Raw genomic sequence first — 22,156 nt, 5'->3', positions numbered from 1 at the left:
GGATGCTGGCCGAGAACCCCAGACCCCTGACCGCCGAGCTGATGAGCGCGCGGATCTATTCGCCCTTCGCCTATCCCTTGCCGCGCCACACCCAGATCGTGCCGATCGCGGCGGCGGAGGCCGAGCGGCTCGGAGCGAGCTTTCCCATCGTCTGGCGCAAGGGGCCGGAGGGTCCGCAGCTCGTCGCCCTGCGCTCGCTCCTGCCGGACGGCGACGGTTTCGCGCCCGGTACCGCGGGCGTCCTCGCCCTCCTGCCGCTCGTCTTCCAGGCCTATCCGTTCCTTCTTCCCGAGCGCGGCGAGGGGGAGGCGGAACCGCGCCGGATGGTGGACGCGGCCGTGCCGGACGAGCCGAACGACGCGGGGGCGGCGATCACCGGCGCGGACGGCCGGCTGTCGCGCGGCACCGAGCTTCGCCTTCGCGCGCTCGAACTCTACGAGCGCGACCGCCCGCGCACGCTCGCCATCGGCCGCGCGGTGGAGGCGAGGGGCTTCCTCGAACCCTGGCCGCTGCGCTTCGATCTCGGCCACGGGCAGCGCTGCGAGATCCTGGACCTCTTCGTCGTCGCCCAGAAGACCTTCGACACGCCCGCCCTGGCGCCGCTTCTGGCCGAGTTCGGCGTCGCCGCCGCACGCCTTCTCGGCCAGCATCGCCTCTCGCTCTTCCGCGCCGGGCCGCTCCTGGCCGCGGCGCAAGGGGCGGTGGCCGCCCGCGCCCGCGGCGGCGCGGCATGAACGGCGCGGGGCCCCTGCCTCTGGCGCGCTTCGCCGCCGCGCGCTGCCGCCCGCCCGGCCATTACGGCTTTGCCGGCGCGCTCGGCTGGCTGCCGATCAACGACACCGAATATCATCTGACGGCCCATCACCTGCCGCTCTCGGTGCGCATCGTCGGCGACGAGCCGCGGCTCGGCGTCGTCACGGATCCCGCCTTCCTCGCAAAACCCGTGGTGGACGAGGCGGGCCGCTGGCGCGCGGGCTACATGCCCATCGCGCTGCGCGTCTTCCCCTTCGTCCTCTCCGCCACGCCCGGCCCGCGCCCGATCGACGAGCTCGACGTCCTGGCCGGCAGTCGGCTCCTCGGCGATACGGGCGTCGCCATCTGCTCCGATCCGCAGGCGGGCGTGCTCGGGCCCGAGCTCTCGGCGATCCGCAACACGCTGACGATGATGCGCGCCGGCGGCGCCCGCCTCTCGCACGCGCTCGATCTCCTTCTGATCGCCGGCCTTCTCGTGCCCCTGCGGGGCGCCGACGATCGCCCCTGCGCCGACCTCGCGCTCGATCCGCAGCGCTTCGCGGCCCTCGACGCCGGGACGCTCGCCGCCCTCGCGCACGAGACCTTCCTGCCGCTCGATCTCGCCACGACGCTTCTCTTCTCGCGCCGGCATCTGGCCATCGACCGCCTGCCGCGGCCCGAAACGGTCCGCGAGCCGCGCCCCGGCGCCGAGCCGGCCCCGATCCTCCAGGCCGACCCCATGGATTTCGTGCTCGCCAATCTCGAGACGATGAATTTCGCGCTCGACGGCAGCGACCTCTTCGACCTCCTCGATCTGGAGGGGCTGGACCCGGCCGACGGCGATGCCCGATCCGCGCAAGGCGAGGGGGATATGACGGCGGGCGAACGGGCCGTGGCCTGAGCCCGCCGCGCCTGAACGCCCGACCCTATCGAAAGCCGACCGTGACCGAACCGCGCGCGCCCCGCACCGTCCTCAATATCGGCAGCGGTCCGGCGCGCCCGGAGAAGCTGCACGCGGCCTTTCGCGGCCCGGACTGGCGCGAGGTGCGGCTCGACATCGACCCTGAGGTCCTGCCCGACATCCTCGGCACGATGACCGACATGGGCGCAAGCGTTGCGACCGGCAGCGTCGACGCCATCTGGTCGTCGCACAATATCGAGCACCTGCCCGCCCACGAAGTGCCCACGGCGTTCGCCGAGTTCGCCCGCGTCCTGACACCCGGCGGCTTCGCGCTCCTGACCTGCCCGGATATCGAAGCCGTCGCCGCCCTCGTCGTGGAGAAGGGCCTCGATTGCGTCGCCTATGTCTCGCCGGCAGGCCCCGTGACCCCGCTCGACATGCTCTTCGGCCACGGGGCTTCCATTGCCGCCGGCCACGGTTTCATGGCCCATCGCACGGGCTTCACCGTGCAGCGCCTTGCCCGGATCGTGCTCGAGGCGGGGTTCGGCGAGGTGCGCCTCGCCAGGGGCCGGTTCGACCTCTGGGCGCTCTGCCTCATGCCCGGCTGCGCGCTGGAGAGCGTGGCGCCCTTCTTCGCCGATACGGCGCAGCGCGATCTCGTCGCGCCCTCCGCCATGCCCGAGGCGGACGCGGCCGCGCCGCTTCCCGCGCTCGCCCGTTCCGCATGAAGATCCTCTTCGTCCACAACAACTTCCCCGCCCAGTTCCGGCATCTGGCGGCCCATCTCGCCCGCGATCCCGCCAACGAGGTGCGCGCCATCGGCGCCGACTTCGCGAGCGCCCCGCGCGGCGTCGTGCTGCATCGCTACAATTTCCAGCCCGCCCAGTCGGCGGAGACCCATTCCTTCGCCCGCCGTTTCGATCTCGAATGCCGCCGCGCCGAACAGGCCCTCTACGTCGCCTCGATGCTGAACGCGGACGGGTTCCGGCCCGACACGATCGTCGCCCATGGCGGCTGGGGCGAGGCGCTGCCGCTGCGCGCGGTCTGGCCGCAGGCGCGCATCGTCAACTATTGCGAATATTTCTACCGGGCCGCCGAATCCGACGTGAACTTCGATCCCGAGTTTCCCGGCTTCGGCATGGACGGGCTCGTCGGCCTCTCCGCCCGGAACGCCACCAACCTCCTGGCGCTGGCCGACGCCGATCTCGCGGTTTCGCCGACGCGCTGGCAGCGTTCGACCTTTCCGCCGGAGTTCGCCCAGAAGATCAGGGTCGTCCACGAAGGCGTTGATACCGAACTCGTCGCGCCCGATCCCGAAGCGACCTGCCGGCTGGAGACTGGGCGCGTCGTCACGGCACGCGACGAGATCGTCACCTTCGTCGCGCGCAACCTGGAGCCGCTGCGCGGCTACCATGTGCTCATGCGGGCGTTGCCGGCGATCCTGAAGGCGAGGCCGAACGCGATCGTGCTCATCGTCGGGGGCTTCGGCGTCTCCTACGGGCAGCGTCCGCCGGCCGGCAAGACGTGGCACCAGATCTTCCTCGACGAGGTGGCGGCGGAGCTCGATCTCTCCCGCGTCCACTTCCTCGGGCACCTGAAATACTACGATTATCTCGACGTCCTCAGGGTCTCCTCTGCCCATATCTATCTGACCTACCCCTTCGTCCTGTCCTGGTCGTGCCTCGAAGCGATGGCGACCGGATGCCTCGTCGTCGCTTCGGACACGCAGCCGGTGCGCGAGGTGATCGACGAGGAGAATGGCGTGCTCGTGCCCTTCCACGCGCCGGACAGGCTGGCGGAGGCGGTCGTCGAGGTCCTGTCCGACCGGGCCCGATACGCGCCCCGGGCGGCGGCGGCCCGCCGCACGATCGTGGAGCGGTTCGATCTCCGCACCGTCTGCCTGCCGGCCATGATGGGCGTCCTGTCCGACGTTCAGGCAAGGCCGCCCAGGCCCGTCGAGGCCTCGCGTCTGCCCGGCGCCTGGCCCATGGGCTGAACGCGCCTCTGCCGGGCCTCGTGCGACGGCCGGGGTCCGCGCCCGTTAAGGCCTGATCCATACACCCGGCATAAGGTCGCTCGCATGTGTCGCCCACGGCTCCGGCCGAAGCGCCACGGCGCTTGTCCGTCGACCAGAAGGCTTCTCCCCGAAGATGCGCGCAGCTCTTGTCAAATATTCCGGACGTCGGCTGAGCAACCACGAAGCCGTGTGGTTCGACATGCCGTTCCGCTCGACGCTCGACGAATACTACAACACCGGCGACATCTGCGTTTACGATTCGACCCTGCGTCTCGTGAACTACAGCAGCGGCGTTCCGCTGAACATCGACGAGCCGGTGACGGAGGAGGGCGTTCGGCACATCAAGGCCCATTGCGACTTCATCCTCCTGCGCGGCTCGAACTACATCCACGAGGAGATGAACTGGGGGCATTTCATCGACTGGCTCGAGGCGCTGGACATGCCGGTCCTGTGCATCGGCGTCGGCGCGCAGGCCGAGCAGGAACGCGCCATCACGCTGCCGACCGAGAACCGCCGCGTCTGGCAGGCGATCGCGGACCGCTCGCCTTCGATCGGGGTGCGCGGTGCTTTCAGCGCCGAGACGCTGCATCGCAACGGCATCCACAATCTCGAGATCGTCGGCTGTCCCTCGGTCTTCCGGGCGCTCGACCGCTCGATGACGCTGCGCCACGCGCCGGGTGGCCCGCGCCGCGTCACCTTCTCGCTGCGCCGCGAGGTCGGCTCGACCTACGCCGTGGACCCCGCGAAGTTCCAGGCCACGCAGAAACGCATCATCGCCAAGCTTTCGCTCGTCTCCGATCTCTACCTGTCCTGCCATGGCGAGCCGGAGGAGAAGGCCTTCTTCTTCCGCGCTCCCAAGCACATGGACGGGGCGCGCGCCAAGCTCGTCGCCGAGGGCTGGTTCGACGAGATCACCGGTCGGCTCCTGCAGGATCTCTACGAAAGCCGCCTCTACTATGTCGGCGCGCCGGGCGACTACGACGTCTACGCCCCGCAGTTCGACGCCGCCCTCGGGTACCGCGTGCATGCCGTCCTTCCGGCCGTGGCCGTGGGCGTTCCCGGCGTCCTCTTCTCCTACGACACGCGCTCGCGCGAACTCGCCGAGACCTTCGACCTGCCGATCTACAGTCCCGAGGATTTCGAGCGGCAGAAGCTCGCCGACGCGCTCGCGCCCTCGCGCTTCGACCGGTTCCAGAGCCTCTTCCCCGAGCGCTACGACCGGATGAAGGCCTTCATCGAGAAGAACGGCGTCGAGACGCGCATGTGAGGGTCAGCGCGGGGCGGGCACGATCCGCGTCTCGCGCATGACCACGTCCCGGTCCGGCGTCAGCGCGCAGCCGTCCGGCCTGATCCGCACGAAGGTGAGGAGGGGCGTGTCGCCCGCCGTGCCGAAGTTCCGGTCGGCGCTTTTGGGATCGACCAGCGCGGGATAGGCGATCGGCTCCTGCGGTTCGCAGTCGCCCGCGATCGGCGCTTCCAGGAGAAGGGCCGGCCCTTCCCAGGAGATCAGGTCGCGGCTGGTCGCGTAGAAGACCCCGGTGCGCTCCACCCCGTCCGTGCCGGTGCGGCGCCCCTTCATGAGCGCGACGGTGATGCCGCTCGGCTCGTGCAGCGTCAGGCTCGTCACCGGCCAGGGCAAGGCTCCGGGGGAGACCGGGTCGCAGAGCTGCGCCTCGACCGCCGGCGGCCGTTCCGCGTAAGGGTCTGCGAAGCGCGTCGTGAAGCCGCCGTTGCGCCAGCCGCGCCAGGCGCCCGCATCCTCCAGGCGGTCGCTGCGCAGGAGGCAGTTGCCCGGGCGCTGCGGCGGCGGCGAGACGACATTGGCGAAGACGTAGAAGGCGCCGTCGCGCGAAAGGATGTTCGTCGGCTCGAAATAGCCGGCATGCCCGCCGCGGGTCTCGTCGGCCCGGAGGGGAAGCGCCGCGACGAGACGGGGCTCCTGCGGCGCGAAGCTGCGCCCGCCGTCGTGGGAGACGGCGGCGGTCAGCGTGTTGTACCAGCAGGCCATCGCGTCGGACGAAGGGCACTGGCCCGTCCGCGCGCCGCGGAACTCGTTGTGCACCAGCGCATGGACGGTCCTCCCGTCGAGCGTGTGGGTGGCGGCGATCCAGCCGAGATTGTCGAAGCTCGCCGGGTCCCTCTCGTCCTTTCCCTCGAAGACGACCGCGCAATCGTGCCGCGCCTTCAGGAGGCTCGGGCCCGTGGCGGCCCGGTTGCGGTGATGGGTCTGGAAGACGTGGACGAGGCCGTCCGCGTCGCGGAAGGCGCGGGTCGGCGTGTCCGGCACGTCCCAGGTCTCGCAGGCCTCGCGCCCGTGGTCGAACAGAAGCCGCTCCTCGCCGACCACCTCGATCCGCAGCGACGGAAGGGTCGCGTCGTTCGCCGCCGTGCCCGCCGCGGTGCCGAGAAGCGCGCCGGCGACGAGGCCGGCGCGATGCCGGGCTCCGCGCGGCGACGGGCGCGGGGCTGAGATCGGCGAGGCGGCCGCGGCGCGATCGGTCATGCGCGAAGTCTCCCGGACTGCCGTTGGGGACGACAGGAATGGGCAGGCGACCTCTCTCGTTCCCGCAAGGTCACCTGCGGTCGGACAGGGCGCACCGTCCCAGGCGGCAGGCCCGGCGGTTCCGCCCGGCTGGCCCGAACCGCGCCGAAGGGCCGTTTTCGGGGCGTTCCGGCACGGCAGCATCGCGTTTCGCGCAAATGCCGAGAATTGATTCGGTTGTCTTTGCGTCACTTTCAATCGTGCCGTGCAAGATCGGTCTCGTTCAAGACTTCAGCTCAAAGGAGCAGACCATGGCGTCGATGATGATGAACCGTAGCGACATTGCCGAGCGCAGTTTCCTGCTGGCCGAGGAGCGCAGCTTCCATAACCGTGCCAAGGTCGATCGGGAAGTCGGCCTCTGGGCGGCCGGACGGTTCGGCCTCGGCGGCGAGGCGGCCGCGCGCTACGCCAACGGTGCGGTGCAGGCCGGCGTGCGCTCGGCGACCGGGCGCGGCGGCTTCGACCATATCGCCGCCTCGATCGGCGCCTCGGGCATCAATATCGAGGAGCTGCGCACCCGCTACGCCATGGCCCTTTCGGCCGCCGCCCTTCCGCCGCTCGCCTTCGCCGAGGACAAGCGCCGGACGATCTGACGGCGGGGCGCGCCCGCAAAGGTTTCACGGCCAAGCATCGCGTGTATTTGGCCGTTCAGGCGCAGGATTAGGCAAAGTTTTACAAGCCTCGGGCACACTGGGGCCGTAAGTCATCCCGGCGCCTTCCTTGGCGCCGGCATGCGCGGCAACGAGAAGCGCGTCCAACGTGTGCAGCCCCGTCCCGTCAGAGCCTGAGGCCTGCGGACCCGAAGCCCCCTCCGGGCCGGGAACGACGGCGCGCGGGGCGCGGTCCGCGAACGGCTGCGGGGCCTGCGAGTGAACCCCGTCATGTCCTCGCCGTTGCTCGGCGTTCTGCGGGGCTTCTCAATCGGATATGCCGGTCTCTTCGCATTCGGGTTCTTCTTCCCGTTCCTGTTCATGGCCATGTCGCTCGTGCCGATGGCGATCATCGAGCGCGTCGGCACGAGCCGAAACGCGGCGACGCTCGTCACGCTCATCGTCATCGCCGCCGTCCTGACGATCACCTACACGCTGCTCGAGGTCATCCGCGGGCAGACGCTGGAGCGCATGGGCACGGTCGTCGACCAGCAGCTCACGCGCATCTGCTTCGACGCGTTCAACCGCGACAAGAAGAACGCCGACGGCACGCCCGCCCAGGCGCTCGCCGACCTCCAGACGACGCGCCGCTTCCTGTGCGGCCCCTCGCTCTCGGCCCTGATCGACGCCTTCTGGTCGCCGATCTTCGTGGTCGCGATGTTCTTCATCTCCGCCCCGTTCGGCTTTCTCATCCTCGGGCTTCTGGCCCTGTCCGCCGTCATGTCGGTGACGACCCACCATGCCGTGTCCGGCCACCTGAAGGCGGCGCAGCGGGCCGACATGGAGGCCAACGAGTTCGCGCTGGCCGTCTCGCGCAATGCCGAGACGCTGCGCGCCATGGGCATGCTGCCCTGGCTCACCGAGCGCTGGTACGGCCTGCACCGCGACGGCCTCGGCTGGCGCAGCGTGGCGCAGACCCGCGCCGCGCGCCTCGGCCTCCTGCCGCGCGTCATTCAGAACGGTCAGATGATCCTCGTCTACGGGCTCGGCGGGTTCCTCTTCCTCGAAGGGCAGATCCATATCGGCGTGCTCTTCGTCGTCCTCATGCTCCTGATGCGCGCGCAGGGACCGCTGCAGCATCTCATCACCAACTGGAACTCGATCCAGTCCTTCGTGCTGGCCGCCCGGCGCCTGGACGCCCTCCTGCGCGCCGTCGAAAGCGCGCCGCGGCACCTGCAGCTGCCGATGCCGCAGGGCCCGCTCGTCGTCACGCGCGTCGTCGGCGGCCCGCAGGGGCTGGAGAAGCCGGTCATCCAGGACGTGTCCTTCGTCCTCCATCCCGGCCGCATCCTCGGCATCGTGGGGCCGAGCGGAGCCGGAAAGTCCTGCCTCACGCGGCTGCTCGTCGGCATCTGGAGCCTGCGACGCGGCACGATCGTCTTCGGCGAGCAGGACCTGTCGCACTGGAGCCAGGACGATCTCGGCCGGCATATCGGCTACGTGCCGCAGGACGTGGAATTCCTGCCCGGCACGATCGCGGAGAACATCTCCCGCTTCGATCCGGCGGCCACGAGCGAGAAGATCCTCGCCGCCGTCGAGGCCGCCGCGATCCACGACATCATCCGCGGCCTTCCCAACGGCTACGCCACGCGCCTCGGCACCGGCGGGCACATCCTGTCCGGCGGCCAGCGCCAGCGCGTGGCGCTGGCCCGCGCCATCTACGGCGATCCGCGCCTCGTCGTCCTCGACGAGCCGAACTCCAATCTCGACGCCGGCGCCGAACAGATGCTCGGCCGCACCATGCGCGCGCTGCGCGACAAGGGGGCGGCCGTCATTGTCGTCTCGCACCGCATCAGCCTCCTGGGCTTCTGCGACGACCTCCTCGTCCTCAACGAGGGCGCCGTGCAGGCGCTCGGCACGCGCGACCAGATCTTCAACCGCCTGCCGCGCTTCCGCGGCCAGACGCCCGAACCGACACCCCTGATCGAACTGCCGCGCACCGGGACCTACGGCCCGTGAGCGCGCCGGCCCTCGTCCTCTCCGCCGCCCCCGAGCCCGCCACGAACTGGCGCGCCTCGCTGCGCATGGGCTTTCTCGTCCTCTTCCTGTCGGTCGGCGTCTGCGGCGGCTGGGCGGCGCTCGCCCATATCGACTCCGCCGTCGTGCTGCAGGGCACGTTTTCCGTGGAGTCGCACCGCAAGACCGTGCAGCATCTGGAGGGCGGCATCGTCTCGGAGATCCTGGTGAGCGACGGCGACCGCGTCGAGGAAGGGCAGACGCTCATCCGCCTCGACACGACGCGCGCCGAGGCGCAGGCCGTGGTTCTCGCCCAGTCGCTCGCCAACGCTCTGGCCACCGAGGCGCGCCTCGTCGCCCAGCGCGATCTCGTCGACTACATCCTCGTGCCCGACGAGGTGGCGACGCTTCTGGGCCCCGGCGACCGCGCCGAGATCGACGACAACCACCGCGAGTTCGAGATCCGCAAGCTGGTGCTGAACTCCTCCCTCGAACTCGTCGAGACGCAGATCAAGCAGACCCGCAACGATATCGAGCAGACCCGGCTCGATGCGGATTCGGCGCGCAAGCAGCTGGAAACCGTGGTGAAGGAACTGCAGTCGGTGAAGCCGCTGCTGGCCAAGGGCCTCGTCGCCATGAGCCGCGTCACGGTTCTGGAGCGCCAGAAGGTGCAGTTCGAGGGCTCGCTCAGCAAGGCGCTGAACGACGCCAAGAAGGGCGAGGGCAAGATCTCCGAACTGCGGCTGCGCGGCGAGGCGCTGAAGCGCGACTACCGGCAGGAGGCCTCCAACGCCCTCGTGGAACTGCGCAAGCAGATCTCGCAGTTCCGTCAGGAGCGCCAGGTGGCGCTCGACCTGCTCGCCCGTTCCGCGATCCGCGCGCCCGTCGCGGGCAGCGTCCAGCAGAGCCGCCTCTTCACGGTCGGCGGTGTCCTGCGCTCGGGCGAGCTGATCCTCGACATCGTGCCGGAGAGCGACGAGTTCGTCGTCAAGGGCAAGATCACCCCCGCCGACATCGACCGGGTGAAGGAAGGCATGGCGGTGGAGATCAACCCCGCCTCGCTGATGAAGTACAAGCGGGAGAAACTGTCGGGCACGCTGAAATTCGTCTCGCGCGACGCCATCGCCGACGCGAATCCGAACATCCCGCCCTATTTCGCCGTCGAGGTCGCGGTGAACCGCGACGCGGTGCCCGAAGAGATCCGCGGCAAGCTGACGGCGGGCATGGAGGCGGCCGTCATCATCCCGACGGCCGGGCGCTCGGTGCTGCAATATCTCGTGGCGCCGGTGGCCGAGAATCTCGACGAAGCCTTCCGCGAGCGCTGAGATGGAGCGGGCGGCCGAACGGCGGCGGGTGCTGGTCGTCGCCCATGGCCATCCCGATTTCGGGCCGGGCGGCGGCGAGATCGCGGCCTACACGCTCTTCCGGGCGCTCCGCTCGCATCCCGGCGTCGAGACCGCCGCCTTCCTCGCGCGCACCGCCGAGCCGCGTCTGCCCATCGGCGCGGTGGGTCGTCTTCGCGAGGGCGAATATCTCGTGCGCGGCGAGATCGCCGACTGGCCGCTGATGCGGGGCGCGCCCTGCGACGCGCCTCCGGGGCGCGGCCTTGCCGACCTCCTCGCCGAGCTTTCGCCGGATGTCGTTTTCCTGCACCATTACGTCCATATGGGGCTGGAGACGCTCGCCGAGATCCGCGCCGCCCTGCCGGCCGCAAGGCTTGTCCTCACCCTCCACGACTATGTCGCGATCTGCCGCAACCAGGGTCTGATGGTGACGACGGGCCCGGCCGGCACGTTCTGCGCCCGGAGCGGCGCGGCCGCGTGCCACCGCTGCTTTCCCGACCAGCCCGAAGACCTCTTCGACCGACGGCGCGCGCGGATGCTCTCGGCCTTCGCGGCGCTCGACGCCTTCGTCGCGCCTTCGGCCTTTCTGAAGGCGCGCTATGTCGACTGGGGGCTGGAGGGCGCGCGCATCGCGGTGATCGGCAACGGCGTCGAAGGATCGACCATGCCCGCACCCCGGTTCGAGGCGCCGATCCGCCTCGGCTTCTTCGGGCAGGCACGGCCGCGCAAGGGGCTGGAGGTCGCGCTCGCGGCCTTGCACGTGCTGGAGCCGGCGTCGCGTGCCCGCTTTCGCTTCGGTGTGAACGCGAGCCGGCTGGAGGCGCAGGAGCCATGGTATCGCGCGCTCGTGCGCCGGCTCGCCGAGCCGCTGGAGGCGGCCGGGATCGTGACGTGGCACGGCGCCTATGCGCCCGGCGACCTCGACGCGCGCATGGCGTCCGTCGATACGGTCCTCGTCCCGTCGACCTGGTGGGAGAACGCCCCGCTCGTCATCGCGGAAGCCTTCGCGCGCGGGCGGCCGGTGATCGGATCGCGCCTCGGCGGCATCGCCGAGAGGGTGCGGGACGGGACCGACGGCCTCCTCTTCGCCCCCGGCGACGCCCGCGACCTCGCACGGGCGCTCCGCCGCCTTCTCGCCGACCCGAGCCTCGGGCCGACGCTTGCCGCCGGGACGCGGCCGCCGACCGCGCCGCAGGCGATGGTGGAGGCCTATCTCGCGCTGGCGACGCGCGGCTGATCGTTCTGGATCGCGGTCTCGGCCATCCGCGCGATCGGCGGCGATCAGCGCTGGTTCAGAGCTTCGGCGATCCCGTCGGCGAGGCGCCGGGCCTCGCGCCGCGCGGCGAGCGCTTCGTCCATGGTCACCGCCTCGAAGCGCACCGCCTGATGCGGCTGCAACTGGCCGATCAGGTCCATGTCGGCCGAGATCACCGTGCCGAGCATGAAGTAGCCGCCGCCCGAGACCGCGTCGCGGTGGAGCACGATCGGCTCCGTGCCGCCCGGCACCTGGATCGAGCCGTAGGGGTAGCAGCTGTCGACGATGTTGGACGGGTCCGAGCCCGCGCCGAACGGCTGCTCGCGCGGCTCGAACTCCAGCTTGCGCCCGCCGCGGAACCGGTAGCCGATGCGGTCCGCCTCGGGCGCCACCTTCCACTCGTCCTCGAAGAAGCGCGCCTGCGAGCCTTCCGTGATGCGGTGCCAGTAGAGGCCGGGCAGCACGCGCAGGGTGGGCGGCGAACCCGGCAGGCGGCGGAGATCGCCCGGCACGCTCGCGCCCTCGCGCGCCGCACCGGACGGCACGCCGAGCGAGAGTCTGTCGCCGGCCTTCAACGGCCGTCCCTCGAAGCCGCCGAGCGCGCCCAGCGCGTAGGTCGAGCGCGAGCCGAGGACGAGCGGCACGTCCACGCCGCCGGAGATCGCGATATAGGCGCGCGCGCCGGCCTTGAGATAGCCGAAGGAGAGGACCTGGCCCGCCTTGACGGAAAACGCCGTCCAGCCGGGCTGCTCGACGCCGTCCACCTTCGGCGGCATGGTCGCGCCCGTCACCGCCACGCTCGCGTCGCGCTCGAACCGGATCTCCGGCCCCATGAACACCGCTTCCAGCGCCGCCGCGCCCGGCTCGTTGCCGACGAGCCGGTTGGCGGCGACGAGCGCGTGGCGGTCCATCGCGCCGGAGATCGGGATGCCGAGATGGTAGTAGCCGGGCCGCCCGAGATCCTGCACCTGCGTCGACAGGCCGGGCTTCAGGATTTCGAGGGCGTAGTCGTGTGCGGCGCTCATGGCTGAACCTTCAGGAGCGAGGCATTGGTGCCGTCCGGATCGGCGAGGAAATCGGCAAGGGAGAAGCGGACGTCGCGGATGACCGGCTCGAAACGCCCGCCGTCCACCGCCTCCACGGCGGCGTCGTAGCCCTCGCGGTCGACGCGGCGGAACTGTACGATGTCGCCCGGGCGGAAGAGGATCATGAAGTCGCGCAGATAGCTGATGCGCTGGGCGGGGTCGTAGATCGGCATCGGCGTGATGCCGAACATCTGGTAGCCGCCGGCCCCGCGCACCGAGTAGATGCAGCCGAAGCAGCCGCCGTGGCCGACGGTGAGGCGCGGCGTGTCGGTGCGGGGCCGAAGATATTTCGGCACCTCGATCTGCCGCTTGCGCTCGACCATCTGGTACATGAAGGGCAGGCCCGCCACGAAGCCGACCATGGAGACGAACCACGGCGCGCCCGAATGGGCGGCGATGAAGGCCTCCACGTCGTCGAACCCGTTGATGCGCGCGGCATAGTCGAGATCGGTGCCGCCCGGATCCTGGTGGCGCTCGCGAAAGCGCATCAGCGTCTCGCGCGTCCAGGGGTCGTCGTAGAGGACGGGCACCTCGATGACGCGGGTGGAGATCACCGTGTCGGTCGTCTGCGCGCCGCTCTCGAAGCTCTTCAGCTCCGCCATCAGGTCGTCCGGCGCGATCACGTCCGGATCGAACTTGATCTGGAACGAGGCGTTGGAGGGGCAGATCTCGGTGACGCCGCGAATGGCGCTCTCGCGCACCGCGTTGGTCATCGACAGGCTCTTGAAGAAGGCCGGGAGGGACATCTCCTCGTTCACTTCCACGAAGATGTGCTCGTCGCCGCCGAAGGAATATCGCATCGTCATCTCGCGGTCTCCGTCGTGGGAAGGGCCGGCGCCTGAAGGCTCGGGAGCGCGCGCTCCTCGAGCCAGCGCGTGTGGAACCGCCCGGCCAGGATGTCGGGCTCGCGCGCGAGCGCCATGTGCAGCGGCGCGGTGGTGGCGATGCCCTCGATGCGCAGCTCGCCCAGCGCACGGCGAAGGCGCGCGATGGCGCCCTGGCGCGTGTCGTCCCAGACGATCAGCTTGCCGACGAGGGAATCGTAGAAGGGCGGGATCGCGTAGCCCTCGTAGAGCATCGTGTCGAAGCGCACGCCCATGCCGCCGGGCAGGGCGAGGCCGCTCGCGGTGCCGGGCGAGGGCCGGAAGTCCAGCGCCGGATCCTCGGCGTTGATGCGCACCTCGATCGCATGGCCGCGCAGGACGATGTCCTCCTGGCGCACCGAGAGGGCTTGGCCGCCGGCGATGCGGATCATCTCGCGCACGAGGTCGAAGCCGGTGATCATCTCGGTCACCGGATGCTCGACCTGGATGCGCGTGTTCATCTCGATGAAATGGAAGTCGCCGCGCGTCTCGTCGTAGAGATATTCGAGCGTTCCGGCGCCGCGATAGGAGACGCTCCGGGCGAGCGCCACGGCCGAGTCGCAGAGCGAGCGGCGCGTCTCGGCATCGAGGCAGGCGGCCGGCGCCTCCTCCCAGATCTTCTGGCGCCGCCGCTGCAGCGAGCATTCGCGCTCGAAGAAATGCACGACGTTCGTTCCGTCGCCCATGATCTGCACTTCGACATGCCGGGCGCGCGCGATGAAACGTTCGAGATAGAGCCCGCCGTCGCCGAAGGCGGCCTTGGCCTCCGCGCTCGCCGCGCCGAACTGGGCGCGCAGCGCCGCCTCGTCCTCGGCCACGCGGATGCCGCGCCCGCCGCCGCCGGCCGCGGCCTTGATCATCACCGGGTAGCCGATGCGCGAGGCCTCGCCCACCGCCTCGTCCAGCGTCGCGATCACGCCCTGGCTGCCGGGCACGACGGGCACGCCGGCGCCTTCGGCGATCTCCCGCGCTTTGGCCTTGTCGCCCATGGCGCGGATCGTCTCGGCCTTCGGACCGACGAAGATCAGCCCCGCCGTCTCCACCGCCTCGGCGAAGGCGGCGTTCTCGGAGAGGAAGCCGTAGCCGGGATGGACCGCGTCGCAGCCGGTGGAAAGCGCGGCCCGCAGCATCGACTCGACGTTCAGATAGGATTTCGAGGCATGGGCGGGTCCGACCTCGACCGTCTCGTCGGCGAGGCGCGCGGCCAGCATATCCCGGTCCGCGGCGCTGACGGCCTGCACGGTCGCGATGCCGAGATCCTTTGCGGCGCGGATGATGCGCACCGCGATCTCGCCGCGATTGGCGACGAAGAGCTTGCGGATCGCCATCGTTCAGGCGTCGAGATCGTAGAGCGGCTGGCCGGCCATGACGGCGTCCTCGTTCTCGACATGGAAGGCGGTCAGCGTCCCGGCCGTCTCGGCGACGACGGGGGTGAAGCTCTTCATCACCTCGATGAGGCCGATCGTGTCGCCGACCGCCACCGTGTCTCCCTCGGTCTTGAAGACCGGTTCGCCGGGCGAGGGCGAGCGGTAGAACGTGCCGGGAAGGGGGGCCATGATCGTGACGACCGACATCGGGAGCACTCCTACGCAATGGTTGCGAACCGTGGCGAAAGACTTGCAAAGCCGGGGCGGCGTGTAAAATCGCAAATAGGAATTCACCCCATCTGAAAAACCGATAAGGTCGCGCGTCCGGGGCCGAATGAGGAGCAGACGTGTCCGTCTCGCTGAAGCAGATGCGCTATTTCGTGGCCGCGGCCGAAGCCGGGCGCATCGGGCAGGCGGCCGTGGAGCTGAACGTCTCGCAATCGGCCGTCACCGCGGCGATCCAGCAGCTGGAGGGCGCGCTCGGGTTCCGCCTGCTCGACCGCACCGCGCTCGGCGTGTCGGTGACGCTCGAGGGCGGGCGGTTCCTGCAGCAGGCGCGCGATATCCTGATGGCCGTCGCCGAGGCCACGCGCCATTCGCGCGTCGCGCCGCGCGAGGTCGCGGGCCCGCTGCGCGTCGGCGTCACCTACACGGTCGCCGGCTATTTCCTGCCGCGCCACCTCGTGCGCTTTTCGGCGAGCTTTCCCGCCGTCGAACTCGAGCTCTTCGAGGCACCGCGCACCGTCGTCGAGCAGGCGCTGCGCGACGGCGCGCTCGATATCGCCGTGCTTCTCGTGTCGAATGTCGATCCCGGCGGTCCCATCGGCTTCGAGACGCTCACGCGCTCTCGCCGCCGCCTGTGGATGGCGCCCGGCCACGCGCTGTCCAAGCTCGACCGCGTCGGTCTCGCCGACGTCGCCCGCCACCCTTACGTCATGCTCACCGTCGACGAGGCGCGGGCGACGGCGCTGCGGTACTGGACGAGCGCGGGCATCGAGCCGGACGTCGTCTTCCGCACCTCCTCCGTCGAGGCCGTGCGCTCCATGGTGGCGGGCGGCATGGGCGTCACCGTCCTGTCCGACATGGTCTACCGGCCCTGGTCGCTCGAGGGCCAGCGCATCGAGACGCGGCTTCTGGAGGAGGAGATCCCGACCATGGATGTCGGCCTCGCCTGGATGCGCGGCGCGGCTCTGACGCCCGCCGCCGAGGCCTTCCGCGACTTCCTGCGCTTCGCCCTGACCGGCGTCGGCAACCACCGTGCCGAGGAGCGCGCGGCTGCGTCATCGATTTTGTCGATGGCGCCCGCCAGTTAATCCCATTTGACCTGCCGCCGCCCGGCGGCGACCCTTCGAGGCGCACTGTGCCACGGGGAGACGACGATGGGCGTTCAGATCAACTGCGACATGGGCGAGAGCTTCGGCCTCTATCGCTGCGGCGACGACGAGGGGCTGATGCCGCTCATCCACATCGCCAACGTCGCCTGCGGCTTCCATGCCTCGGACCCCGTGGTGATGCGCAAGACGGTGGCACTGGCCAAGGCACAGGGCGTCGCCGTCGGCGCGCACCCGTCCTTTCCCGACCTGCAGGGCTTCGGCCGGCGCGAAATGAAGATGGGTCGCGACGAACTCTCCGCCTGCCTTCTCTATCAGATCGGCGCGCTGAAGGCCTTTCTCGACGTCGAAGGCATGCCGCTCAACCATATCAAGCCGCATGGCGCCCTCTACGGCGCGGCGGTGCGCAACGAGGAGGTGGCCGAGGCCATCGCCGACGCCGCCCTGGCCTTCGGCGTGCCCGTGCTCGGCATGGCCGGCACGAACCAGGAGAAGGTCTATACGGCGCGCGGGCTTCCCTTCCGGGCGGAATATTACGTCGATCTCGACTACGATGCCGAGGGGCGGCTCATCATCACCCGCGAGCACGAGGCCAAGGATCCGGCGGATGCGGCGCGGCGCGCCGTGCGGGTGATGGAAGAGGGCGTCGCGACCGCCATCGACGGCACGGAATTTGCGATGCGGGCGGACTGCGTCTGCGTCCATTCCGATACGCCGAACGCGGTGGAACTCGCCCGTGCCGTGAACGAGGCGCTGCGTCCCTGGTTCGACTGAGCGCCATGCGCCTCTATACCGGCCCGACGACGCCCTTCGGGCGGATGGTGGAGGTCCTCGCGATCGAGGCGGGGCTCGAACTGCCGCGCGAAGTCGTCAAGGTGACGGAAGCGCGCTTCCTCGACGAGGCGAACCCGCTGCGCCTCATCCCGACGCTCGTCGACACGCCGCACGGCACGATCCACGACAGCCGCGTCATCTGCCGCTACCTCGCCAGTCTCTCGTCGGACGTCGGTTTCTATCCCGCCGCCGCGGACTGGCGCTTCGAGACGCGGCTGGCGCTGATCTCGGGCATCATGGATGCGGGCGTCGCGCGCCAGGGCGAGCGCTCGCGGCCGGAGGCCTCGCGCAGCGAGGCTGCGATCGCGGTGTTCGAGCGGCGCCTCGCCAAGGGGATCGCCGCGCTCGACCGTGATTTCCAGGCCTTCGCCGACGCCTGGCCGCGCATGGACGCGATCGCCGCGGCGGTCCTCCTCGCCTACGTGGACTTCCGCGTCGGCCCCCGCTGGCGAGAGGCGAGCCCGGCGCTCGCCGGCTGGTTCGCGGTGGCGGGCGAGCGGGCGTCGATGGCCGCGACGCGGTTTCCCGCGCCGTGATCTCAGCCGACGAGCTCGACCCAGCGGCGCACGAGATAGTTGTGCTCGTCCATCGTCGTGTTCCAGACCGCGATATTGGCCGCGCGGTCCCAGTAGGAGCCGCCCGAGCGCAGCGAGCCCGCCGTGATGGAGGGCCTGCCGCCGGGGCCGGGCAGGTCGCGCGCCGCGGGCATGCCGCCGTACCAGTAGTCCCATTCGGCCGCGCTCAGATGCGGCCGGATGCGTTCGGGCACGGACATGTAGTAGCCCTGCCGCGCGACCACGGCGCCGGGCCAGCCGGAGAGCCACCAGTTGAGATAGTCGTAGGCGACGTCGAGAAGGCGCCCTTCCAGCCGCGCCGAGAGCGACAGGCCGCCATGCCAGGCCCGGTAGCCCTCGACCGGGACGGCCTGTCGCACGGGCACCTGCCGCTGCTTGAGCGCGGCGATGCTGGGCGACCACATGCTGCCGAGCGCCATGCGCCGGTCCGCCATCATGGCGGTCGCATCGTCCACCGTCTGCCAGAAGCCGGCGAAATGGCCGTCCGCCTTCATCGTCAGGAGGAGATCGATCAGCGCGTCGATCTCCTCCACCGAGAGATTGCCGGAATCGGCGAAGCGCATGAGACCGGCGGCTTCGGCCGCGAGCACCGCGTCGAAGATGCCGATGGCCGGCTCGTCCACCAGCGCCACGCGGCCGTGGAAGGCGGGATCGAACAGCGCCTTCCAGCTGGTGACGCGTTCGGGATGCCCGTCCACGGCGCGCTCGTCATAGGCGAAGGCGTCGAAATTGTGGACCGTCGGCAGCATCGAGATGAAGCGCGAGGCGCGCGAGCCGAGCGAGCCGTCGGCCTGCACGTAGAGCCGCGTCACCGGCGCGTCGCCGCGCCCGACGCGCGCCGAGGGGCGGATCGTGCCTTCCTTGGTGAGTTCGCTGACCTCGCCCCAGGCCGCGATCCGCGCCGTGTCGATCGCCTGCACGGCGCGCCAGTACCAGACGATGTCGAGATTGTGGAAGCACTGGTCGTAGATGTCGAACGCGTCGGGCGAACCGGCGGCATGGCGCTGGGTCGCCTGGAAGTTGCGGCAGTCGAAGGCGATGCGGATGCCGAGATCGGCCTCCGCCTGGACGCGGATCTCCTCCAGAAGCGTGATCTCGGTGCCGAGGATGCGCAGCATCGGGCGCGGATCCGTCTGCACGGCCGGGGCGGCGAGGCGGGCCGGCGCGGGCCGGGATTTCACGGTCAGGTCGTTCATGCCGCGCCTTTGCGGGCCGGGAGCCTCGCGGTCAAGCCGCCTCGACGTTTCCGCGCCCGGCCGCCTTCGCCGAAGGGCCGAGGACGAAGCCCTCGAAGGAGCGGCGGATGCGCTCGGGGTCCAGCCCGTCGACGATGAAGACGAGGCGCGAGCGCCGGTCCTCGCTCGGCCAGGCCGCCATGTGGGTGGGCGGATGGACGAGATGCTGCACGCCGTGGACGGCGACAGGCCGCGTCTCGCCTTCGAGATCGAGAATGCCCTTCACGCGCAGGATCGAACCGCCATGGCGGTTGAGCAGCATCGACAACCAGATGCCGAAGCGCGTCCAGTCGACGGCGCGTTCGGGCACGATCGAGAAGGCGACGATGGAGTCTCCGTGCCGGTTCGGGTCGTGCCCGTGATGGGCGTGGTGGCCGTGTCCCTCGGCGCCATGACGGTGATGCCGATGCGCCTCGTGCGGCGCCGGGTCTGCGGCCTCGACGGGCGTGTCCGCCAGGAGCCAGGCGACGTCCCAGTCGTCGCCCCGCACGTCGCGGATCGCGGCGGTCGGGTTCAGGAGGGCGAGCCGGGCGGCGAGGGCCTCGGCGGTCTGGCGGTCCACGAGGTCGGTCTTGGTGAGGAGGATGCGGTCGGCGCTCGCGATCTGCTTGCGCATCTCCCCGCGGCGGTCGATCCCCTCCGGCGCGTTCACCGCGTCGATCGTCGCCCAGGTGCCGGCGACGGTGAAATGGTGGCTCACCACCGGGTCGGCGCGGATCGTGGAGAGGATCGGGAAGGGATCGGCGAGACCGGTCGATTCGATGACGAGCCGGTCGAAGGCCGGCACCAGCCCGCGCTCGCGCTTCGACAGGAGGTCGCGCATCGCCTCGGCGAGCTCCCCGCGGATCGTGCAGCAGAGGCAGCCGGACTGGAGGAGCACCGTCGTCTCGTCGATGCGCTCGATGAGGTGATGGTCGAGCCCGACCTCGCCGAACTCGTTGATGAGGACGGCCGCGCCTTTCAACGCCTCGTCCTGCAGGATGGAGCGCAGGAGCGTCGTCTTGCCCGAGCCGAGGAAGCCGGTGAGGAGATGGACGGGGGTGAAGGTCGGCGCCGTGCTCACGAGGCGGCCTCCAGCCGGGCGAGGAGGTCGGGATCGAGCGGGTCGAAGAGCCGGCCCGACAGCGCCTCGGCGGTGGGCCAGAGATGGGCGAGGTTCTCCACCACCTCCGTCTTGCCGGTGGCGGTGGAGAGGAGATAGGCACGACCGTGCCAGTCGCCGAGCGAGAGGCGGTAGGCGCGCAGCACGTCGTTGGCCGCCCGGATGCGTCGCGTGCGCTCGGCCCGCCGCTCGCGCGGCTCCTCGTTGCGCGAGTAGACGCCCGGCCGCGCGACCGCGTCGCTCCAGTGATCGTCGACGCCGAGAACGCCGCAGAGGGAACACATGGCAAGCCTCCGTTGAGCCGAAGCCCGGGCCCCCCGCGAGGGCGCCCGGGCGATGGACGCCTACGCCCTGCGCGGCGAGCGGCGGGCGAAGTCGTCCGCCATCTCGTTCATCGTCACGAAGCGCACGCCCTCGTGGCCCTTCATGTACTCGAACAGGCGCTCGAGCATGAGCAGCACCTGCGGGCGCCCGGACACGTCGGGATGGATGGTGATGGGGAAGACGGCATAGTCCATCTCGCGATAGACCCAGTCGAACTGGTCGCGCCACATCTGCTCAATGTCGCGCGGGTTCACGAAGCCGTGGCTGTTGGGCGCCTTCTTGATGAACATCATCGGCGGCAGGTCGTCGAGATACCAGTTGGCGGGGATCTCGATGAGATCGGTCTCGTGGCCGCGCGTCAGCGGCACCATCCAGTCCTTGGGCTTGCCGGCGTAGTCGATCTTCGTCCACTTGTCGCCGACGCGCACGTAGTAGGGCGTGAAGTCGTCATGCATCAGCGAGTGGTCGTACTTGATGCCGCGCTCCAGCAGCAGCTCGTTGGTGACGTTGGAGAATTCCCACCACGGCGCGACGTAGCCGGTCGGGCGCTTGCCCGAGAGCGTCTCGACGAGGTCGATGCACTTGTCGAGCACCTCGGTCTCCTGCTCGCGCGTCATCGCGATCGGATTCTCGTGGGTGTAGCCGTGGATGCCGATCTCGTGGCCGGCGTCGGCGACCGCCTTCATCTGGTCGGGGAAGGTCTCGATCGAGTGGCCGGGGATGAACCAGGTCGTCTGGATGTCCAGGCGCTTGAAGAGCTTGAGGAGGCGGGGGCTGCCGACCTCGCCGGCGAAGAGGCCGCGCGAGATGTCGTCCGGCGAATCCTCGCCGCCATAGGACCCGAGCCAGCCGGCGACGGCGTCGACGTCGATGCCGAATCCGCAGAGGATTTCCTTGGCCATGGAATGTCTCCCTTTCATGTCTTCTGGTTTTGCGTGGCCTTTCAGGCCGCGATGACGGTGGAGCGGGCGGGGTCCCAGGTGAGGACGACGGTGTCGCCCTCGCGGGCCTCGAGGTCGCGGAAACGCTCGACATGGGACTCGACCTGCACCGGCCGGCGACCGGGCAGGGCGACGCGCAGCGTGCCGATATGGCCGACGATCTCGCGCGTCAGAACCGTACCCTCGACGCGGTTGCGCCCCGTGGCCGGGAAGCCGGCGGGATGGACGTCGAGCGCGTCGGACGGGATGGCGATGATCGCCTTGCCGCCGGGCGCGATGGCGCGCGGCCCGACGCCCTCCATCGGGCCGAACGGCGTGTCGATGCGGGCGGCACCCGCCCTGTCGCAGGGCGCGATCGTGCCCTCGAAGATCGTGTTGGCCCCGATGAAGCCGGCGACGAAGGGCGTCTGCGGCCGCGTGTAGAGGTCGCGCGGGTCCGAGATCTGCTCGACGCGCCCGTTGCTCATCACAACGACGCGGTCCGACAGGCCGAGCGCCTCGGACTGGGCATGGGTGACGAAGACGAAGGTGATGCCGAGCTCCTTCTGCAGAAGCTTCAGCTCGTTCTGGATGATGCGGCGCAGGTTCGCGTCGAGCGCGCCGAGCGGCTCGTCGAGAAGGAGGATGTCCGGCTCCACGACGAGGCCGCGCGCGAGCGCGATGCGCTGGCGCTGCCCTCCCGAGAGCCGGTCGGCGCGGTGATGGGCGATGTCGGTGAGGCCGAGCTTCTCGAGGATCTGTCCCACGCGCCGCTTGCGCTCGGGTGCGCCGACGCCCTTCACGCTCAGGCCGTATTCGACGTTCTTCCACACGTCCATATGCGGGAAGAGCGCGTAGTTCTGGAAGATCATCGAGGTCGGCCGGCGCTCGGCCGAGAGATTGCTGACGTTGCGGCCCTTGATGAGGATGTCGCCGGAAGTGATCGTCTCGAAGCCGGCGATCATGCGCAGCGTCGTCGTCTTGCCGCAGCCGGACGGGCCGAGAAAGGCCACGAACTCGCCCTTCTCGACCGCGAGGTCGAAGTTCGAGACGGCCGTCGTGCCGTCGTCGTAGACCTTGCCCACCTGGATGAGTTCGAGATCGTGCATGGGGCTGCCATCCGC

General features: G+C 70.1%; 22 protein-coding genes. 12 read left to right on the top strand and 10 right to left on the bottom strand.

Annotation, left to right across the window (positions count from 1 at the left end):
• Positions 1–2: 2 nt before the first annotated feature.
• The 5 genes from ASG48_RS18480 (at position 3) to ASG48_RS16295 (ending at position 4,917) form a co-directional block, all read left to right on the top strand.
• Positions 3–734: a SapC family protein gene (locus tag ASG48_RS18480; protein WP_055852273.1), complete on the top strand. Its 732-nt coding sequence runs from the start codon at positions 3–5 to the stop codon at positions 732–734.
• Positions 731–1,633 carry a SapC family protein gene (locus ASG48_RS16310; protein ID WP_055852270.1) on the top strand — a complete coding sequence of 301 codons (903 nt, stop codon included), beginning with the start codon at positions 731–733 and terminating at the stop codon, positions 1,631–1,633. Before ASG48_RS18480 ends, ASG48_RS16310 begins: the two co-directional genes overlap by 4 nt.
• A 41-nt stretch (positions 1,634–1,674) precedes the next feature.
• Complete coding sequence (locus tag ASG48_RS16305; protein ID WP_156381649.1) at positions 1,675–2,361, top strand: methyltransferase domain-containing protein; 687 nt, start codon at positions 1,675–1,677, stop codon at positions 2,359–2,361.
• Positions 2,358–3,629, top strand: coding sequence for a glycosyltransferase (locus ASG48_RS16300; RefSeq protein WP_055852267.1), 1,272 nt, complete (start codon positions 2,358–2,360; stop codon positions 3,627–3,629). The genes ASG48_RS16305 and ASG48_RS16300 overlap by 4 nt, the downstream gene beginning before the upstream one ends.
• Positions 3,630–3,783: 154 nt before the next feature.
• A complete protein-coding gene (locus ASG48_RS16295) occupies positions 3,784–4,917 on the top strand; it encodes a polysaccharide pyruvyl transferase family protein (RefSeq protein ID WP_055852263.1) in 1,134 nt (377 codons plus the stop codon).
• Positions 4,918–4,920: 3 nt separating this feature from the next.
• On the opposite strand, the gene ASG48_RS16290 is transcribed toward ASG48_RS16295, so the two are convergent.
• Entirely contained in the window at positions 4,921–6,153 is a 1,233-nt protein-coding gene (locus ASG48_RS16290; RefSeq protein ID WP_055852260.1) for a hypothetical protein, read from the bottom strand.
• A gap of 290 nt (positions 6,154–6,443) precedes the next feature.
• Here ASG48_RS16290 and ASG48_RS18475 point away from each other — a divergent pair, with 290 nt between their 5' ends.
• From ASG48_RS18475 to ASG48_RS16270, 4 genes are all read left to right on the top strand, one after another.
• The gene (locus ASG48_RS18475; protein WP_055852257.1) at positions 6,444–6,785 is read left to right on the top strand and encodes an ATPase inhibitor subunit zeta; all 342 of its coding nucleotides are present in this window, start codon (positions 6,444–6,446) and stop codon (positions 6,783–6,785) included.
• A gap of 288 nt (positions 6,786–7,073) precedes the next feature.
• Positions 7,074–8,801, top strand: coding sequence for an ATP-binding cassette domain-containing protein (locus tag ASG48_RS16280; RefSeq protein ID WP_055852255.1), 1,728 nt, complete (start codon positions 7,074–7,076; stop codon positions 8,799–8,801).
• Positions 8,798–10,123 (top strand): HlyD family type I secretion periplasmic adaptor subunit, encoded by a 1,326-nt coding sequence (locus ASG48_RS16275; protein WP_055852252.1) that lies wholly within the window; start codon positions 8,798–8,800, stop codon positions 10,121–10,123. Before ASG48_RS16280 ends, ASG48_RS16275 begins: the two co-directional genes overlap by 4 nt.
• A gap of 1 nt (position 10,124) precedes the next feature.
• Positions 10,125–11,378 carry a glycosyltransferase gene (locus ASG48_RS16270; protein WP_055852248.1) on the top strand — a complete coding sequence of 418 codons (1,254 nt, stop codon included), beginning with the start codon at positions 10,125–10,127 and terminating at the stop codon, positions 11,376–11,378.
• Between the two features lie 44 nt (positions 11,379–11,422).
• On the opposite strand, the gene ASG48_RS16265 is transcribed toward ASG48_RS16270, so the two are convergent.
• From ASG48_RS16265 to ASG48_RS16250, 4 genes are read right to left on the bottom strand one after another with little or no spacing between them, the layout of a single operon-like run.
• The gene (locus tag ASG48_RS16265) at positions 11,423–12,421 is read right to left on the bottom strand and encodes a biotin-dependent carboxyltransferase family protein (protein WP_055852246.1); all 999 of its coding nucleotides are present in this window, start codon (positions 12,419–12,421) and stop codon (positions 11,423–11,425) included.
• Positions 12,418–13,287 (bottom strand): carboxyltransferase domain-containing protein, encoded by an 870-nt coding sequence (locus ASG48_RS16260; RefSeq protein ID WP_055852244.1) that lies wholly within the window; start codon positions 13,285–13,287, stop codon positions 12,418–12,420. The genes ASG48_RS16265 and ASG48_RS16260 overlap by 4 nt, the downstream gene beginning before the upstream one ends.
• Positions 13,284–14,672, bottom strand: coding sequence for an acetyl-CoA carboxylase biotin carboxylase subunit (locus ASG48_RS16255; RefSeq protein ID WP_055852242.1), 1,389 nt, complete (start codon positions 14,670–14,672; stop codon positions 13,284–13,286). Before ASG48_RS16255 ends, ASG48_RS16260 begins: the two co-directional genes overlap by 4 nt.
• A 3-nt stretch (positions 14,673–14,675) precedes the next feature.
• Complete coding sequence (locus ASG48_RS16250; protein ID WP_055852239.1) at positions 14,676–14,918, bottom strand: acetyl-CoA carboxylase; 243 nt, start codon at positions 14,916–14,918, stop codon at positions 14,676–14,678.
• 140 nt (positions 14,919–15,058) lie between these two features.
• Here ASG48_RS16250 and ASG48_RS16245 point away from each other — a divergent pair, with 140 nt between their 5' ends.
• The 3 genes from ASG48_RS16245 to ASG48_RS16235 all read left to right on the top strand — a co-directional run bounded on the left by ASG48_RS16245 (position 15,059) and on the right by ASG48_RS16235 (position 17,412).
• Entirely contained in the window at positions 15,059–16,024 is a 966-nt protein-coding gene (locus ASG48_RS16245; protein WP_055852237.1) for a LysR family transcriptional regulator, read from the top strand.
• A 66-nt stretch (positions 16,025–16,090) separates the two neighbouring features.
• Positions 16,091–16,816, top strand: coding sequence for a LamB/YcsF family protein (locus ASG48_RS16240; RefSeq protein WP_055852234.1), 726 nt, complete (start codon positions 16,091–16,093; stop codon positions 16,814–16,816).
• Positions 16,817–16,821: 5 nt separating this feature from the next.
• The gene (locus ASG48_RS16235; protein WP_055852232.1) at positions 16,822–17,412 is read left to right on the top strand and encodes a glutathione S-transferase N-terminal domain-containing protein; all 591 of its coding nucleotides are present in this window, start codon (positions 16,822–16,824) and stop codon (positions 17,410–17,412) included.
• Positions 17,413–17,414: 2 nt separating this feature from the next.
• Here the strand turns inward: ASG48_RS16235 and ASG48_RS16230 are convergent, their stop codons facing one another.
• Genes ASG48_RS16230 through ASG48_RS16210 form a run of 5 tightly spaced genes read right to left on the bottom strand, consistent with a single transcriptional unit; the run spans position 17,415 to position 22,141 of the window.
• Positions 17,415–18,647 (bottom strand): extracellular solute-binding protein, encoded by a 1,233-nt coding sequence (locus ASG48_RS16230; RefSeq protein ID WP_055852229.1) that lies wholly within the window; start codon positions 18,645–18,647, stop codon positions 17,415–17,417.
• A gap of 31 nt (positions 18,648–18,678) precedes the next feature.
• Complete coding sequence (locus tag ASG48_RS16225; RefSeq protein ID WP_055852226.1) at positions 18,679–19,749, bottom strand: GTP-binding protein; 1,071 nt, start codon at positions 19,747–19,749, stop codon at positions 18,679–18,681.
• Positions 19,746–20,072 (bottom strand): hypothetical protein, encoded by a 327-nt coding sequence (locus ASG48_RS16220; protein WP_055852224.1) that lies wholly within the window; start codon positions 20,070–20,072, stop codon positions 19,746–19,748. The genes ASG48_RS16225 and ASG48_RS16220 overlap by 4 nt, the downstream gene beginning before the upstream one ends.
• Before the next feature lie 60 nt (positions 20,073–20,132).
• Positions 20,133–21,014 (bottom strand): polysaccharide deacetylase, encoded by an 882-nt coding sequence (locus ASG48_RS16215; RefSeq protein ID WP_055852221.1) that lies wholly within the window; start codon positions 21,012–21,014, stop codon positions 20,133–20,135.
• Between the two features lie 41 nt (positions 21,015–21,055).
• Positions 21,056–22,141, bottom strand: a complete 1,086-nt coding sequence (locus tag ASG48_RS16210) for an ABC transporter ATP-binding protein (RefSeq protein ID WP_055852218.1) — start codon at positions 22,139–22,141, stop codon at positions 21,056–21,058.
• Positions 22,142–22,156: the final 15 nt, after the last annotated feature.

The sequence above is a fragment of the Aurantimonas sp. Leaf443 genome, assembly GCF_001425575.1.
In the GTDB taxonomy this organism is placed as follows: domain Bacteria; phylum Pseudomonadota; class Alphaproteobacteria; order Rhizobiales; family Rhizobiaceae; genus Leaf443.
This window is presented reverse-complemented; position numbering and strand designations above follow the sequence as displayed.

What these genes read in the sequence shown, in the direction of transcription:
- ASG48_RS16235 (WP_055852232.1), top strand. Translation starts at nt 16,822, where the DNA reads ATGCGCCTCTATACCGGCCCGACGACGCCCTTCGGGCGGATGGTGGAG.
- ASG48_RS16230 (WP_055852229.1), bottom strand. Translation starts at nt 18,647, where the DNA reads ATGAACGACCTGACCGTGAAATCCCGGCCCGCGCCGGCCCGCCTCGCC.
- ASG48_RS16260 (WP_055852244.1), bottom strand. Translation starts at nt 13,287, where the DNA reads ATGACGATGCGATATTCCTTCGGCGGCGACGAGCACATCTTCGTGGAA.
- ASG48_RS16280 (WP_055852255.1), top strand. Translation starts at nt 7,074, where the DNA reads ATGTCCTCGCCGTTGCTCGGCGTTCTGCGGGGCTTCTCAATCGGATAT.
- ASG48_RS16290 (WP_055852260.1), bottom strand. Translation starts at nt 6,153, where the DNA reads ATGACCGATCGCGCCGCGGCCGCCTCGCCGATCTCAGCCCCGCGCCCG.
- ASG48_RS16270 (WP_055852248.1), top strand. Translation starts at nt 10,125, where the DNA reads ATGGAGCGGGCGGCCGAACGGCGGCGGGTGCTGGTCGTCGCCCATGGC.
- ASG48_RS18475 (WP_055852257.1), top strand. Translation starts at nt 6,444, where the DNA reads ATGGCGTCGATGATGATGAACCGTAGCGACATTGCCGAGCGCAGTTTC.
- ASG48_RS16250 (WP_055852239.1), bottom strand. Translation starts at nt 14,918, where the DNA reads ATGTCGGTCGTCACGATCATGGCCCCCCTTCCCGGCACGTTCTACCGC.
- ASG48_RS16295 (WP_055852263.1), top strand. Translation starts at nt 3,784, where the DNA reads ATGCGCGCAGCTCTTGTCAAATATTCCGGACGTCGGCTGAGCAACCAC.
- ASG48_RS16215 (WP_055852221.1), bottom strand. Translation starts at nt 21,014, where the DNA reads ATGGCCAAGGAAATCCTCTGCGGATTCGGCATCGACGTCGACGCCGTC.
- ASG48_RS16300 (WP_055852267.1), top strand. Translation starts at nt 2,358, where the DNA reads ATGAAGATCCTCTTCGTCCACAACAACTTCCCCGCCCAGTTCCGGCAT.
- ASG48_RS16265 (WP_055852246.1), bottom strand. Translation starts at nt 12,421, where the DNA reads ATGAGCGCCGCACACGACTACGCCCTCGAAATCCTGAAGCCCGGCCTG.
- ASG48_RS16220 (WP_055852224.1), bottom strand. Translation starts at nt 20,072, where the DNA reads ATGTGTTCCCTCTGCGGCGTTCTCGGCGTCGACGATCACTGGAGCGAC.
- ASG48_RS16255 (WP_055852242.1), bottom strand. Translation starts at nt 14,672, where the DNA reads ATGGCGATCCGCAAGCTCTTCGTCGCCAATCGCGGCGAGATCGCGGTG.
- ASG48_RS18480 (WP_055852273.1), top strand. Translation starts at nt 3, where the DNA reads ATGCTGGCCGAGAACCCCAGACCCCTGACCGCCGAGCTGATGAGCGCG.
- ASG48_RS16310 (WP_055852270.1), top strand. Translation starts at nt 731, where the DNA reads ATGAACGGCGCGGGGCCCCTGCCTCTGGCGCGCTTCGCCGCCGCGCGC.
- ASG48_RS16240 (WP_055852234.1), top strand. Translation starts at nt 16,091, where the DNA reads ATGGGCGTTCAGATCAACTGCGACATGGGCGAGAGCTTCGGCCTCTAT.
- ASG48_RS16210 (WP_055852218.1), bottom strand. Translation starts at nt 22,141, where the DNA reads ATGCACGATCTCGAACTCATCCAGGTGGGCAAGGTCTACGACGACGGC.